A 12,153-nucleotide genomic window follows, 5' to 3' on the forward strand; every position below is an offset into this window, starting at 1 on the left:
TCGGTGGTTTTGCCGGCTGTGACGTTAGGTGTGGGTGCGGGGACCGCGCGTCGGTCCGGTGGCGCAGCGGCCGTACCGCAGATGGTTGATCTTCGGTCCGGGTCATCCCCGCGATGTAGTCGATCTGCTCATCTCGGCTGACGCCCGAGCCGCCGTCGAGGGCGAGAATGGGCTGGTGAGAAGCATCGTGTCGACGGGACCACTGCCACGGCCGGGCTGGCGGTCACTGCTGCTCGACGGTGCGCTGGCGGGCGCGTTGGGGCTCGCGTGCTTCCAGGCCGCCACCGACGACGCGCGGGTCATCCAGCCGCTGCCGCCGATCGCGGTGTTGCCGGAGGTGCAACCGGCGCAGCCGGACTCGGACCTCGGGGCACTGCTGCTGGTCTTCGTCATGTGTGCGCCGCTGGTGCTGCGCCGCCGGTATCCGCTCGCGGTGCTCTGGACGACGATGGCCGCCGCGTCGTTGGTGCTGCTGACGAACGGGGGCCGACAGCCGAACCTGTACCCGTGCGTGGTGCTGGCCTGCCTCGTCGCGGTCTACAGCGCGGTCGCGCACAGCCCGTACCGGATTCCCGCGCTGGCCACCGTGCCGGTGGCCGTGCTGCTTGCCACGGTCCTGCGTCAGCTGATGCTGATCAGCGTGCCGGCCGACTACCTGCCGTTCGTCCTGCTGGCCCCGCTGGTCGCCGCCGCCGGGGGTTATCACGTGTGGCGACGCCGAGCGGGCGAGGACTCGCGGCGGCTCGCCGCCGAGGCCGGCGCCCAGGCGGATGCGCTGCGGGACGCCGTCGCCGGTGAACGGGCCCGGATCGCCCGCGAACTGCACGACGTCGTCACGCACCACGTGAGCGTGATGGTCATCCAGGCCGGCGCCGCCCGGACGGTGCTCGACACCGCGCCGGGCCAGGCACGGGAGGCGCTGCACGCCGTCGAGTCGACCGGCCGGGCCGCGCTGACCGAACTCCGGCACGTGATGGGCCTGCTGTCCGAGTCGGCCTCCGACGGGCCGGAGAGCCCGCAGCCCGGGATCGAAGGGTTGCCCGAGCTGATCGGACGCATGCATGACGTGGGCGTGCCGGTTCGACTGACCGTCTCCGGCGAGCAGCGTCCGGTCAGCCCCGGTGTCGGGCTGACCGCCTATCGGGTGGTGCAGGAGGCGTTGACCAACATGGTCCGGCACGCGCCAGGTGCCGCTGCGACAGTCGTCGTCGAATATTCCGCGGAGACGCTGCGGATCGAGGTCGGCAACACCGAGGCCGGCAACCCGGCCGCGTCCGGCGCGACGGGCGGGCGGGGCCTGATCGGGCTGCGGGAGCGGCTCGCGCTATACGGTGGGACACTGCGCGCCGGAGCGCAGCCCGGCGCCGGTTACACGGTCGAGGCCCTGATCCCCCTGGAGGAGGCGTGACGCTTCGCGTGGTGATCGCCGACGACCAGGCCCTGGTCCGCACCGGCTTCCGCATGATCCTCGCGGCCGGCGGGTTGGATGTGGTGGCCGAGGCGGCGACCGGCGCGGAAGCGGTCGACGCCGTCCGGCGCACGTGCCCCGACGTCGTCCTGATGGACGTGCGCATGCCCGTGCTCGACGGTCTCGAGGCGACCCGCCGCATCGTCAGCGGGGCCGCCAGGGCTCCGCGGATCATCATCCTGACCACGTTCGACCTGGACCAGTACGTCTACGCCGCGCTCACGGCCGGTGCCAGCGGCTTCCTCCTCAAGGACGTGACACCGGAGCATCTCGTCGCGGCCGTGCGCATGGTCCAGGACGGCGACGCGTTGCTCGCGCCGACGATCACCCGCCGTCTGGTGCGACGCTTCGTCAACCGCGACCCACAGGCGGCGACGCTGCATCGAGACCTCGCCACGCTCACCCGGCGCGAGACGGAGGTTCTTCGTCTCCTGGCCGGTGGCCTCAGCAACGCCGAACTCGCCGCCGCGCTGCACCTGTCCGAGGCGACCGTGAAGACACACGTCGCCCGGATCCTGGCCAAACTTCAGCTGCGCGACCGGGTGCAGGCGGTGGTGGTCGCCTACGAGACCGGTCTGGTCAGTCCCGGTTCGCCGGAGGACTGACCCGGCTGCCGGGTTCGGCCTGTTCGGCGAGACTTCGTCGATGCTGGCCCTGCCAACCCCGACGAACTCCAGGCCATCGCCGACGGCAACACCCACGACGTCGCCGCCCGTTGAGCATCGGCGGGCGGCGACGTCGTTGCGCGACCGCTGTCGCGGCCGGTGCTCGACTGAGCGTGTGGCGGCTGCTCGCCGCCGCCACGCCACCGATGCTGTCGCCCCTGATCAGTACGGGTATCCGGGGATGTTGAGCCGCACGCTGTACAGCCCGGAGTCGCCCCACCGGCCCGACGTGACGAAGAGGGTCTGCCGGTCGGAGCCGCCGAACGCCACGTTGGTCGTGCCGGAGCTGCCGGACCGGATCGTGCCGAGCTCGGTGCCCGCGGGGGAGTAGACGTGGACCAGGGAGTCGCCGCCCGACGTCCAGTAGACGTTGCCGGCGCAGTCGATCGTGCCGCCGTCCGGGCCGCCGATGTAGTTCACGAAGACGCTGCGGGCGCCGACGCTGCCGTCGGGCTGGACGACGTACTTGTAGATCTTGTTCTCGGAGTAGGCGCCCACGTACAGCGCGGACCCGTCCGGCGAGAGCGAGATGCCGTTGGGTTGGCGCAACCGGTCGTCGACCAACGACACCCGGCCGTTGGAGACGCGGAAGACGCTGGTACGTCCGTTCATCTGGTCCGGGCGGTTACCGCGTTGGAAGTTCGGGTCGGTGAAGTAGACGACGCCGTCCGAACGGACCGCGACGTCGTTCGGCGAGTTGAACGCCCGACCCTGGTAGTTCGCCGCGACGGTGCCGCGGGCCCGGTCGCTCAGCCGGTAGGTGGACACGCTGCGCTGGTCGTGGGTGGCCGCGACGAGTTGCTGGCCGTCGGCGCTGAGCGCCAGGCCGTTGCTGCCCGAGTTGGCGATGAACGTGTCGAAGGTCGCCGGCGGGGTGAGCCGGCGGATCGTCGACGGCTGGACGTTGTACGGACCGGTGCCGCCGGCCATGTCGGACATCAGCAGGTAGCCGCCGTCGGCGACCCAGACCGGCCCTTCGAGGAAGGTGAACCCGCCCTGGATGCGCGGGGCCGTCACGGTGCTGGCCGGCAGCGGCGAGCCGTAACTGGCCCCCGTCGGGCAGACCCCGGGCGGTGCGCCGGGCGGACCGGCGAGTGCGGCGTGAGCGCTAACATGCTCAGCGTCGACGGCAGCACCGGCGGGCAGTGCGGTGGCGGTGACCGCGAGGCACAGGCCGGCCAGTGCGGCAATGGTGGGACGCCAGGTCATCGAATACTCCAATCGGCGTCGAAGGTTGCGATGGCCGGCGTGCAAGGTTCGGTGGCTGGCACGGCGTGAGGGCGGGCCGTCGGTGTGGATATTCGGGAGCCTAGGTTATGAACCGGCGACCCGCAGCATTCTTTCGTCGTTGATTCCGAAACGCATCAGGCCTTCTACGTAAAGACGCTGGTCAATGCAGTAGCCCCTCGGAAAATCCTTCCGGTACGACCACAGTGGACAGATCAGCGGCGGCCCGCCCCGGGCTCCAGCCGGACGCGGGCAATGGGCTTGGGTCATGACTGTCGACGGGGACGCAACCTGATGGTCGTCCGATCCCGTCGAGCTTGCGGAGGAGGGAGCCTCGATGGTGGATGCCGAGGGTGAGTTCGTGGAGTACGTCTCCGCGCGACTGCCGAGCCTGCATCGGACCGCGTTCCTGATGTGCGGCGACGCCCATCTGGCCGACGACGTGGTGCAGCAGACGGTCACGGCGCTCTACGTGAACTGGCGCCGGGTCAGCCGGGCCGACAACGTCGACGCGTACGTGCATCGGATGCTTGTGCACAAGCTCGTCGACGAGAAGCGGTTGAGCTGGGCGAAGGTCCGGCTGCTGGGGTCGGTGCCGGAGCCGGAGCGCTCGCCGGTGACACCGCATGACGACCTGGCCGAGCGGGACAGCGTGCTCACCGCGCTCGCCCGCCTTCCGCGTGGTCAGCGCACCGTGCTGGTCCTGCGGTTCCTGTGCGACCTGTCGCTGGCCGACACGGCCGCCGCGATGGGTTGCTCCGAAGGCAACGTGAAGTCGCAGACCGCGCGGGCGCTGGCGGCCGTTCGCCAGGTGCTCGACGTCACCGAGATGTCAGTGAGGAGCCCGAGATGACCACGGTGGACGATCAGCGGATCGCCGAGCTGCTGCGGTCGGTGCCGGTACCCCAGCCGCGGGTCGACCTGCGCCGGGCGGTCCGCGACGGCCGACGTCGCCGACAGCGTCGCCGCGTCGGCGGGATCGCCGCGCTGACGGTGCTGGCCGGGGTCGGCGTCGTGGGCGCCGTTCAGGTCGGCGGGACCGCCAGCCCGCCTGCTCCGACCGCACCGACGCTCGCGGTGTCGCCTGCCGAAACCGGGTCGCCCGCTCCGCGCCCGGCGGTCACCTGCCAGGCGTCGTGGCTGTCGCGGCCGGTCGGCGGTCCGGTCGCGGTGGCCTACCGAGTCGACCCCACCGGGCGGCACATCGTCGGCGACATCGGAACCGGGCAGGAGGACGGGCGGGTCGTGCGGTGGACCGACGGCCGGCCGGTCGTCCTGCCGGCTGCCGCGGAGCACGCGGGCGCGGTCAACGCCAGTGGCCAGGTGGTCGGCACCAACGGCGACGGCGCCGGCTGGCTGTACCGGGATGGGAAGTTGCGCTCCCTGGCTACCCCGCGCGGGTACGACGCGGTGCTCGTGCACGCCGTCAACGGCCGGGGCGACATCGTCGGGACCGCCCGCAGGGCCGACGACTCGCACCAGGCTGTGCTGTGGTCGACGGACCAGCCCCAGAAGTACCGGCTGGTCGGCCAACCGGGATCGTCCGCGACCGCGATCACCGAGGACGGCACGATCGTCGGCACGGTGGGTGATCGGCCCTACCGGTGGACGCCGCAGGGCGTCGGGGCGGCGCTGGCGGTGCCCGACGGCTACCCGCGGGCGTCGGTCGAGTCGGCGCACGGCGAATGGGCTGTCGGCATGGTTCCCGGTGGCCGGCAGAACGGCGGCGTGCAGATGCTGCCGGTGCGGTGGAATCTCGCCACCGGAGCGGTGAGCCTGTTGCCCTTCCCCGGGGCGAGCGGCATTGCCGGCAACGGCGAGGTACTGGTCAGCGACGGTGCACCGCTGGTCGTCGCCCCGGATGGCACCTCCCGCCGGTTGCCGGGCCGACCCGAGGTCCGGGCGACCGAGGCGGGCACGTACACGGCCGAGGCGATCAGCGACGACGGTCTGACGGTGGTCGGGGCCGTCCACGAGAACGAGGTGTGGCGGCCGCTGGTCTGGCGGTGCACACGGTGACCGGCTGAGAGGCCCAGCCGAACGCCACCCATCGGGGCGTGCCGGGAGCGTGCCGTCCGGACCGTTTCAACCGACCGGGTCCGTGGGTACGCTCCCACCGGCTGATCACCCGATCGACGGAGACTTCTCGTGATTATGGCGCTGCTGCTCGACCTCGCCAATATCGTCGGTGGCTTCCTGCTCGCCGTGGCGGTGCTGCGGCTGCTGCCGCGCGTCGGTGACGACCTGGGCCGCCTCGCCGCTCGGGCCGCCCCGATCGCGTGGGTGGTCGGGCTCGTGGCGCTGGTGACCGGCGGCTACTACTTGATCGTTCATCTGGTGTCGGGTCCCCGGGTGTTCCACTTCGAGGTGGTGGGGATCGGGGTGGGGCTCGCCCTGCTGTGGGGCCGGCTGACCGGACGGTCGACGCCGCGCGACGAGCAGTCGGACGGTGCCACCGGAGTGCGGCTGTTGCTCGCGATCTTCGGCCTCATCGCGATCGTCGTCGGCGTCCAGGGGTTGTTCACCCCGGACGGCTGAGGGTCTGTTTCACCCGGTTGTGGACGGTCGCGGCGCCCAGCTGCCCGCAGCGCTGGCGATCAGGAGTAGCACCGCCGGTAGGAACGCGCCACCGATGCCCAACCCGAGCAGCAGGCCCCAGCCGGTGAGGACGAGCGTGGCCACCAGATCGGCGGCCAGGGTCAGTCGACCGACCCGCTGCGCGACAACGGGCAGCAGCGCCGCGACGACGGGAACGCCGAGCAGGTAGCTTGCCGCGGCGCCGGAGTCGTCCACGGTGAAGGGGGTCAGCGCGGCGGCCACCAGCACGGTGATCGCCAGGGCCGACCATCTGAGCACCGACCGGGTGTCGGCCGGCTTGCGGACCAGGACCGCGAGACCGACGAGCAGGACGCCCACGATTGCGCCGACGGTGGCCAGACCAATCATCTCGTTCTCCTCGACCGCCGTGGGGCATGTCATCGAAGGCGGCGGATCGTCGTCTCCGCGTCTCACGATACGGCTGGTCGGGCCACCTGCACGAGGCCCGGCTTCCTGCTCGTTCCCTGCGGTGCGGGGCTGGCGACGTCCGATGGCACCGGTGCCGGTGGGCGTGCTCGCTACCGCCGGGCCGCGGTGCGGAGAATGTCGTCGAGGCCCTCGTCGAACAACAGGTCGTCGTCCCACCGGGTGTCGTCGAGGTGGCCCGAGGCGTCGAGGGTCGGATAGGCGTTGGCGTTCGCCACGATGTGGGCGCGGGCCGCTGCCCTGGTTTCGGGCTCCGTGGTCCGTCGCCAGGTGGCTTCGGTGAGCGAGGCGCCGATCACGTAGTTGGCCAGCAGGCGTGTTGTCACCGCGAGGTGCAGCCCGCTGCAGCCGCCGCGTACCAGCGCCGACTGGAGAAACTCGGTGCGGGCCAGCACGTTGGGACCGAGCATGGGGCGTCCGATCAGCCCTGCTGCCCAGGGATGGTCCAGTATGGCGCGGCGCCAGGCGCGAGCGAGGCCGCGGATGTCCTCCAGCCAGTCGTCGCTCGGGTCCGGAACGGGTACCTCGCCGAAGATCCGGTCGACGGCCAGGTCCAGGACGTCGTCCTTCGTCCTCACATGCCAGTACAACGCGGTCGCCGTCACGTCGAGCCGCTGTGCGAGGCAGCGCATCGTCAGGCCCTCGGCGCCGAGTTCGTTTAGCACGATCACGGCTGCGTCCACGATGCGTTCGAGGGTCAAGGGTGGCTTCCGCCGCGCTTGCGACGGCGCAGCGCGCAGCCATACCGGCGGCGCGGTGGGATTGTCCGGTCGCGTCGTCGAGGGTGAGGTGGACGTGCCGAGCTCGACGGGGGTCATGGGGGATCCTAAACAGATGGACAGAGAATTTAACGACGGTAAGGTGGTTGTCCAAAGGAAAGTCGGAGTGACGGTTGGCGCAAGGAGGTCCCCGGAATGCCTCTCCTGCGAGTCCACCTCGACAGTGATCGGGTCACCGCCCGTCGGGTGCTGCACCTGCATCAGGACGGCAAGACCCATCACGACTCGCGGGAGGCCGCCCGGGAGCAGGTGTGGCGCCAGGGCCGCACCCCGGCCGGTGATCCGGTCTTCGTCGGCATCACCAACGGCCGCCGCAACGTCCAACTGCTCTACGACGTCGAGGTCTACCCCGACACGACCCGGTGAGCAGACCTCAGCCGGCGTCCAGCACCTCCCGCAGCCGCGCCGCGAACTCCTCGGGCTTGCCCGCGTAGCCGAACTCGCCGCCGAGGAACCCGCCGTGATGGCTCGGGAACACCACAGCCTCCTGGCCGAGCAGCGCCGCGAGGCCCAGGGCGGCGCGGGCGGTGTACGTTCCGGCCGACTCCTCGCCGACCGCGACCACGATGCGGGTGGGCGCGGCGGTGAGCACATCCGCGTCGGGGCGGTAGTCGGAGATCGCCAACGAGTTCTGCGACAGCAGTGGATCGTCGCGGCCGCCGTCGTCGTCGGCCGCCAAGCCGAACATCGCCGGGTCGGGCGTGGGCTGGGCGAAGTAGGCATCGGTGAACTCGCCCTGCCAGGACGTCATCGCGATGAACGCGGCCATCCCCGCACCCGATCCCTTCGCCTGGTACGCCTCGTAGAAGCCGGCTCGGGCGCGTTCGGCGGCCGTGGCGTCGGGGAGTACGGCGTTGATCGGCGGTTCGTGCGCCACCAGGGTGGCGACGTCGCCGGGGTGGGCGGCGACCAGTTCGAGTGCCGTCACCGCACCGCCGCTGCTGGCCATCACGTCGACCGGACCGACGTCGAGCGCCTCGACGAGCGCGTGCAGGTCGGCGGCCTGCTGCTGCGGCGTGTGGTCGGCCCGACCGTCCTTGCGGACGCTGCGGCCCAGACCACGCGGGTCGTAGGTGAGGACCGTGCGGTCCGTGAAGTGCGGGGCGAGCGCGGTGAAGCCCTCCGCCGTCATCGGTTGGCCGATCATGAGCAGCGCACGATGGGCGCCAGCGGGAGGTAGTGGGCCGCGGACGTCGTAGACCAGGTCGACGCCGGGAATGACCAGGGTGTGCGTCTGGATGTCCTGCATCCGATGAGACTACGGCCGGCTGACTGGTGTCAGGGTGCCTTGAGGGCGGCCAGCCATCCGTTTCTTCGGGACGGCGCTCGTGCGTCGATCCTGGCGGGCGAGGGTCGAGTGCTATCGGAATGCGGGCTGGTGCACCGCCCTTCAGGGCGGTGCACCGGCCCGCGTGGGAGGGCCGTCAAGGCCCGGTCGTGCCCTGGTCCAGTGCCCTCGGCCAGCCGCCGGGCCGGGCATCAACCGGTAGGACCGGACCGGTTTCCGGTCCCGCCCGGCCCACGGCCAGCCACAACGCGGCTATCGGTTGGCGTCCCAGACCCGTACGGCGGCGACGCGCGGGGACGCCACCGGGTCGGGTTGGGAGAACGTGGCGACGAAGTCGTGTGGTCCGGCGCTGGTCAGGCCGGCGTAGTCGCCGAGGAAAAAGCCCGGGGGGCCGACTTCATTCAGGAAGGGGGCATGCCGCATGTCGAATGGCTCGTTGGTGAGTCTTACCTCGGTGTCGAACCCGACCCCGGTCGCGCAATCAAGCTTGGGTGTCGGGCGACAGGTCACCAGCCAACGATCGGTCCATAGCGCCCCGGCGGGGTCGTCGTGACGAAAATCGGAGTAGTCGACCGCGACGGTATGGTCGGCGGCGACTGCAACCGATGCGGTGAATGCCTGTTGGTTGCCGATCGGGACGTACGTCGGGCTGCGGTTGACCTTTACCGGCGTGGACCAGTGGCGCCCGCTGTCGTCCGACACGGACAGTGCGATTGCGTCCGCCTGCCCGCCGCTGAAGCGGGCGTCCTGCCAGACCAGGTAGATCCGCCCGCTGGCCGGATCGACCGCCGCGTCGATGAGCGCGGCGCTGCCGCTGGAGACCTGGTCCCCCGGCGACTGCGGATCGCTGACGCCGGCCGACCGCATCTCGGCTACCAGGTGGGGAGGTGACCAGGTGGCGCCACGGTCCTGCGACCGCATCACGGCAACGTGCCGGGTGGGCCGCTCGCCGGTGAGGTCGAACAGGGTGAAGGAGTCGACAAGGGTCCCGTTGGGGAGCACCACGATCTGGTGTCCGGTGGTCAGCCGGTTCTCCCCCGGCGCATAGATCTGCCGCGCCCGCCAGGTGCGTCCGGCATCACCGCTGGCGGCGAAGACCACCGCTCCGCGGAACGGCTCGCCCTCCTGGTCGGGTTCCATGATCTTCGGTACGACCGTGTAGACGCGTGCGGGGTCCTTCGGATCAGCCACGATCGCCCCACCGACGTACGTCCCGCCGTCCGGATCGCGCTCCGTCACCACGAGGACCGGTTTACTCCAGGTGAGACCGCCGTCGAGGGATCGGGCTGTGATGAGTCCGCTGGGTGTGGTCTCGGGTGCGTCGAACACGTGCGCCGACAGATGCAGCATGCCGGTTGGGCCGAATGACAGCCACACGTCGTCGACGTAGTCGAAGGTCCCGCCCGTGCATCGGCTCGTCCCCGGAATCAGCACCCGCCGCCAACTGTGGCCGCCGTCGGCGCTCACCCCAGCGACCAGTCCTCTGAACCGGTCCTGTGTCCACACCGACACCAGCTGTTGACGTTTCAGGGGGTTGGCGGCGACGGTCGGTTCGAGCGCGCCGGCGGGTAGGAGATCGTCAAGGGCGGCCGAAGGGCAGGCGCCGAATGGGCTCGGCCCAGAGACCCACGCCCGACCCGTGGATACCTCCGATGGCGCCACCGACGCGCCCGCTGCGCTGCTGCCTGGCGTGAGAGTCATGGTCACCAACAGGGCCGTGACGAGCAGGGCGGTAGGAGCTCGTCCGCTCATCGCGTGCTCGCCAGGTCGACCGGATCGGGTGCGAGTCGGCCGCGTCGTGCCAGCAGGACGCTGGCGGCGGCGAACCAGATGAAGCCGATGAACCTTCCGGCCGGGATGAAGACCGACGCCGCGGAGGCCAGCAGCGAGAAGATCGCGAGTACGCACAGCGTCGCGATGCCGATCCCCAGCCTTCCGAGCCAGCTCGGCAGCGCCCTGGTCCGCAGCATGGCGGCGGAGGCGGCGCCGACGAAGAGGCCGAGCGTCACGATGTGCAAGGGACCGCCGGTCACGAAGGCGAGGTCCATGGCGAACCGGAAGACCCGCAGATCCGATCCGCTGCCGGGACGAGACATGATCCATTGAACGGCCGCCGACGACAGCAGCAGCGCGGAGGCGACCGCACCGGAGGCATGCGCCAGCCCAGCGGCTCGGCCGATGTCGCCCCGCCGGCGCATCGTGACGGCGACGTACGCGGTGAACACCAGCAGTGCGACCGCTGCCAGCGCCTGGAAGAACGCGCCAACCGGTGCACTGGGTGAGCCGCTATTGAGGAACTGTTGGACATCGGCGTCGGACGAGTACGGCGTAACCAGCGGCTCGCCGGGTGAACTGATTAGCCCTGGGAGGAGCATCGCGGCGGCGAACGACAGGACGTACAGCAACCCACTCAGGGCGTGCAGCCGAGAGGCCACAGATGGTGTCTCACGCACGGCGGGGCCTCCCCGCCAGATAGACGACGATGGCTGTCGGGTGTGTTGGGCTCCTATGTTGATGCACGGAGCGAGCATGCCGCCGGAGTCATCCGTCCACGTCGCATCGGCGTCGTATCTCTGACTGCGCTCCACGGCGTATTGCCGTTGCGCGAGGGGGTACCACCCGGCCAAACGCTGGCGCTCGCCACCGCCGACGTGAACGCGGGACTCTATGCCGGTTGTTCCGGTGAGGTTGGTGTTCTCAACTCGCGCGACTCCGCCCCGGCCTAGGGTAGGCCTGCCGGCCCGGGGCGCCCGGACCGCAGCCGCGTCATAGCTCACCGGAGACACGCGAAGGTGGTCGACACCCGGCGGGACTGGCAGCACAAGCTTTCGACGCAGATCATCCGCGACGACCAAGCGGTGTTCGTCGAGGACCTGTGCGTGAGCGGTCTCGCCCGGACACGGTTGGCGAAGTCGGTGCATGACGCTGGGTGGTCGCAGTTCGCGGCCATGCTGGAATACAAGGCCGCCCGGTACGGGCGTACCTTCGCCCGGGTAGATCGGTTCTTCCCGTCGACCCGTATGTGCTCGGCCTGCGGCCGGATCAACGACAAGATGGCGCTCAACGTCCGGACGTGGGGCTGCCCATGCGGCAGCCTGCACGACCGAGACGTGAACGCCGCCAAGAACATCAGGGCCGCCGGACGGGCGGACCTCAACGACCGTGGAGCGCAGGCAAGACCGGCACCCGTGCCGGCACCGCGCAGGGAAGCGGTAACCCACCGGAAGCCTGCCCCTCGCGGGTATAGCAGACCGGAATCTCCACCCCTTCAAGGCGGAGAGGACGTCAACGATCGGTGGCGCGGCGGATGGTCGCGGCCAGCTGCGACGAGTCGTGGCCGGGCTCGACTCCGTCGACGAGAATCACCTCGCCGGTGAGGTGCCTCGTCCGCAGGGGCTTGATCTCCTGATAGGCGCTGGACCGGTACCAGGAGCGGGCCTGGGTCAGGTCGGGAAACTCGATGACGATCACATCACCGGGCCAGTCGCCCTCCAGGACGTCGATGGCACCGCCGTGGACGAGGAACCGGCCCGCGAAAGGCGCGAGGGTGGCGTCGATTCGCTCCAGGTACGTCAGCACGTCGGCGTGGATGGCCGCCTTGCGGAGGTGGGCGAGCGCGTACGCGGTCATGATTGTCGGTCCTTTGCGTCTGGTGTTCCGAGCTGGGTAGCAGGGGTGGCGAGCGGCGCCGGCCGCTGCGTC

14 protein-coding genes are annotated in these 12,153 nt (G+C 70.5%); 7 read left to right on the forward strand and 7 right to left on the reverse strand.

Going from position 1 to position 12,153, the window contains the following annotated elements; all coding sequences use genetic code 11:
* The first annotated feature begins 175 nt into the window (after positions 1 to 175).
* Both ACLQ3B_RS22795 and ACLQ3B_RS22800 read left to right on the forward strand, forming a co-directional pair.
* Positions 176 to 1,408 (forward strand): sensor histidine kinase, encoded by a 1,233-nt coding sequence (locus ACLQ3B_RS22795; protein WP_425782715.1) that lies wholly within the window; start codon positions 176 to 178, stop codon positions 1,406 to 1,408.
* Entirely contained in the window at positions 1,405 to 2,073 is a 669-nt protein-coding gene (locus tag ACLQ3B_RS22800) for a response regulator (RefSeq protein ID WP_425782716.1), read from the forward strand. The genes ACLQ3B_RS22795 and ACLQ3B_RS22800 overlap by 4 nt, the downstream gene beginning before the upstream one ends.
* A gap of 222 nt (positions 2,074 to 2,295) precedes the next feature.
* Here ACLQ3B_RS22800 and ACLQ3B_RS22805 read toward each other — a convergent pair whose 3' ends face one another.
* The gene (locus ACLQ3B_RS22805; RefSeq protein ID WP_425782717.1) at positions 2,296 to 3,342 is read right to left on the reverse strand and encodes an SMP-30/gluconolactonase/LRE family protein; all 1,047 of its coding nucleotides are present in this window, start codon (positions 3,340 to 3,342) and stop codon (positions 2,296 to 2,298) included.
* A 355-nt stretch (positions 3,343 to 3,697) separates the two neighbouring features.
* Here ACLQ3B_RS22805 and ACLQ3B_RS22810 point away from each other — a divergent pair, with 355 nt between their 5' ends.
* From ACLQ3B_RS22810 to ACLQ3B_RS22820, 3 genes are all read left to right on the forward strand, one after another.
* Positions 3,698 to 4,213, forward strand: coding sequence for a SigE family RNA polymerase sigma factor (locus tag ACLQ3B_RS22810; protein ID WP_425782718.1), 516 nt, complete (start codon positions 3,698 to 3,700; stop codon positions 4,211 to 4,213).
* Positions 4,210 to 5,379, forward strand: coding sequence for a hypothetical protein (locus ACLQ3B_RS22815; protein WP_425782719.1), 1,170 nt, complete (start codon positions 4,210 to 4,212; stop codon positions 5,377 to 5,379). The genes ACLQ3B_RS22810 and ACLQ3B_RS22815 overlap by 4 nt, the downstream gene beginning before the upstream one ends.
* A gap of 135 nt (positions 5,380 to 5,514) precedes the next feature.
* Positions 5,515 to 5,898 carry a hypothetical protein gene (locus ACLQ3B_RS22820; protein WP_425782890.1) on the forward strand — a complete coding sequence of 128 codons (384 nt, stop codon included), beginning with the start codon at positions 5,515 to 5,517 and terminating at the stop codon, positions 5,896 to 5,898.
* A 9-nt stretch (positions 5,899 to 5,907) separates the two neighbouring features.
* On the opposite strand, the gene ACLQ3B_RS22825 is transcribed toward ACLQ3B_RS22820, so the two are convergent.
* Together ACLQ3B_RS22825 and ACLQ3B_RS22830 are read right to left on the reverse strand one after the other, a co-directional pair.
* The gene (locus tag ACLQ3B_RS22825; RefSeq protein ID WP_425782720.1) at positions 5,908 to 6,306 is read right to left on the reverse strand and encodes a hypothetical protein; all 399 of its coding nucleotides are present in this window, start codon (positions 6,304 to 6,306) and stop codon (positions 5,908 to 5,910) included.
* Between the two features lie 170 nt (positions 6,307 to 6,476).
* Positions 6,477 to 7,202, reverse strand: coding sequence for a TetR/AcrR family transcriptional regulator C-terminal domain-containing protein (locus tag ACLQ3B_RS22830; RefSeq protein WP_425782721.1), 726 nt, complete (start codon positions 7,200 to 7,202; stop codon positions 6,477 to 6,479).
* A 96-nt stretch (positions 7,203 to 7,298) separates the two neighbouring features.
* Between ACLQ3B_RS22830 and ACLQ3B_RS22835 the strand changes: the two genes are divergently transcribed.
* On the forward strand, positions 7,299 to 7,529 hold the full coding sequence (locus ACLQ3B_RS22835; protein WP_425782722.1) for a hypothetical protein: 231 nt from the start codon (positions 7,299 to 7,301) through the stop codon (positions 7,527 to 7,529).
* Positions 7,530 to 7,536: 7 nt separating this feature from the next.
* Here the strand turns inward: ACLQ3B_RS22835 and ACLQ3B_RS22840 are convergent, their stop codons facing one another.
* The 3 genes from ACLQ3B_RS22840 to ACLQ3B_RS22850 form a co-directional block, all read right to left on the reverse strand.
* Positions 7,537 to 8,412 (reverse strand): alpha/beta fold hydrolase, encoded by an 876-nt coding sequence (locus ACLQ3B_RS22840; protein ID WP_425782723.1) that lies wholly within the window; start codon positions 8,410 to 8,412, stop codon positions 7,537 to 7,539.
* Between the two features lie 291 nt (positions 8,413 to 8,703).
* Positions 8,704 to 9,918, reverse strand: coding sequence for a sialidase family protein (locus ACLQ3B_RS22845; RefSeq protein ID WP_425782724.1), 1,215 nt, complete (start codon positions 9,916 to 9,918; stop codon positions 8,704 to 8,706).
* Positions 9,919 to 10,199: 281 nt separating this feature from the next.
* Positions 10,200 to 10,904 (reverse strand): hypothetical protein, encoded by a 705-nt coding sequence (locus tag ACLQ3B_RS22850; protein WP_425782725.1) that lies wholly within the window; start codon positions 10,902 to 10,904, stop codon positions 10,200 to 10,202.
* A 315-nt stretch (positions 10,905 to 11,219) separates the two neighbouring features.
* Here ACLQ3B_RS22850 and ACLQ3B_RS22855 point away from each other — a divergent pair, with 315 nt between their 5' ends.
* A complete protein-coding gene (locus ACLQ3B_RS22855) occupies positions 11,220 to 11,828 on the forward strand; it encodes an RNA-guided endonuclease InsQ/TnpB family protein (RefSeq protein WP_425782891.1) in 609 nt (202 codons plus the stop codon).
* Here the strand turns inward: ACLQ3B_RS22855 and ACLQ3B_RS22860 are convergent.
* Entirely contained in the window at positions 11,737 to 12,081 is a 345-nt protein-coding gene (locus ACLQ3B_RS22860) for a DUF1330 domain-containing protein (protein ID WP_425782726.1), read from the reverse strand. The genes ACLQ3B_RS22855 and ACLQ3B_RS22860 overlap by 92 nt on opposite strands.
* Positions 12,082 to 12,153: the final 72 nt, after the last annotated feature.

The sequence above is a fragment of the Micromonospora sp. DT53 genome (assembly GCF_049841535.1).
Lineage (GTDB): Bacteria > Actinomycetota > Actinomycetes > Mycobacteriales > Micromonosporaceae > Micromonospora.

What these genes read in the sequence shown, in the direction of transcription:
- ACLQ3B_RS22805 (WP_425782717.1), bottom strand. Translation starts at nt 3,342, where the DNA reads ATGACCTGGCGTCCCACCATTGCCGCACTGGCCGGCCTGTGCCTCGCG.
- ACLQ3B_RS22810 (WP_425782718.1), top strand. Translation starts at nt 3,698, where the DNA reads ATGGTGGATGCCGAGGGTGAGTTCGTGGAGTACGTCTCCGCGCGACTG.
- ACLQ3B_RS22815 (WP_425782719.1), top strand. Translation starts at nt 4,210, where the DNA reads ATGACCACGGTGGACGATCAGCGGATCGCCGAGCTGCTGCGGTCGGTG.
- ACLQ3B_RS22820 (WP_425782890.1), top strand. Translation starts at nt 5,515, where the DNA reads ATGGCGCTGCTGCTCGACCTCGCCAATATCGTCGGTGGCTTCCTGCTC.
- ACLQ3B_RS22825 (WP_425782720.1), bottom strand. Translation starts at nt 6,306, where the DNA reads ATGATTGGTCTGGCCACCGTCGGCGCAATCGTGGGCGTCCTGCTCGTC.
- ACLQ3B_RS22830 (WP_425782721.1), bottom strand. Translation starts at nt 7,202, where the DNA reads ATGACCCCCGTCGAGCTCGGCACGTCCACCTCACCCTCGACGACGCGA.
- ACLQ3B_RS22835 (WP_425782722.1), top strand. Translation starts at nt 7,299, where the DNA reads ATGCCTCTCCTGCGAGTCCACCTCGACAGTGATCGGGTCACCGCCCGT.
- ACLQ3B_RS22840 (WP_425782723.1), bottom strand. Translation starts at nt 8,412, where the DNA reads ATGCAGGACATCCAGACGCACACCCTGGTCATTCCCGGCGTCGACCTG.
- ACLQ3B_RS22860 (WP_425782726.1), bottom strand. Translation starts at nt 12,081, where the DNA reads ATGACCGCGTACGCGCTCGCCCACCTCCGCAAGGCGGCCATCCACGCC.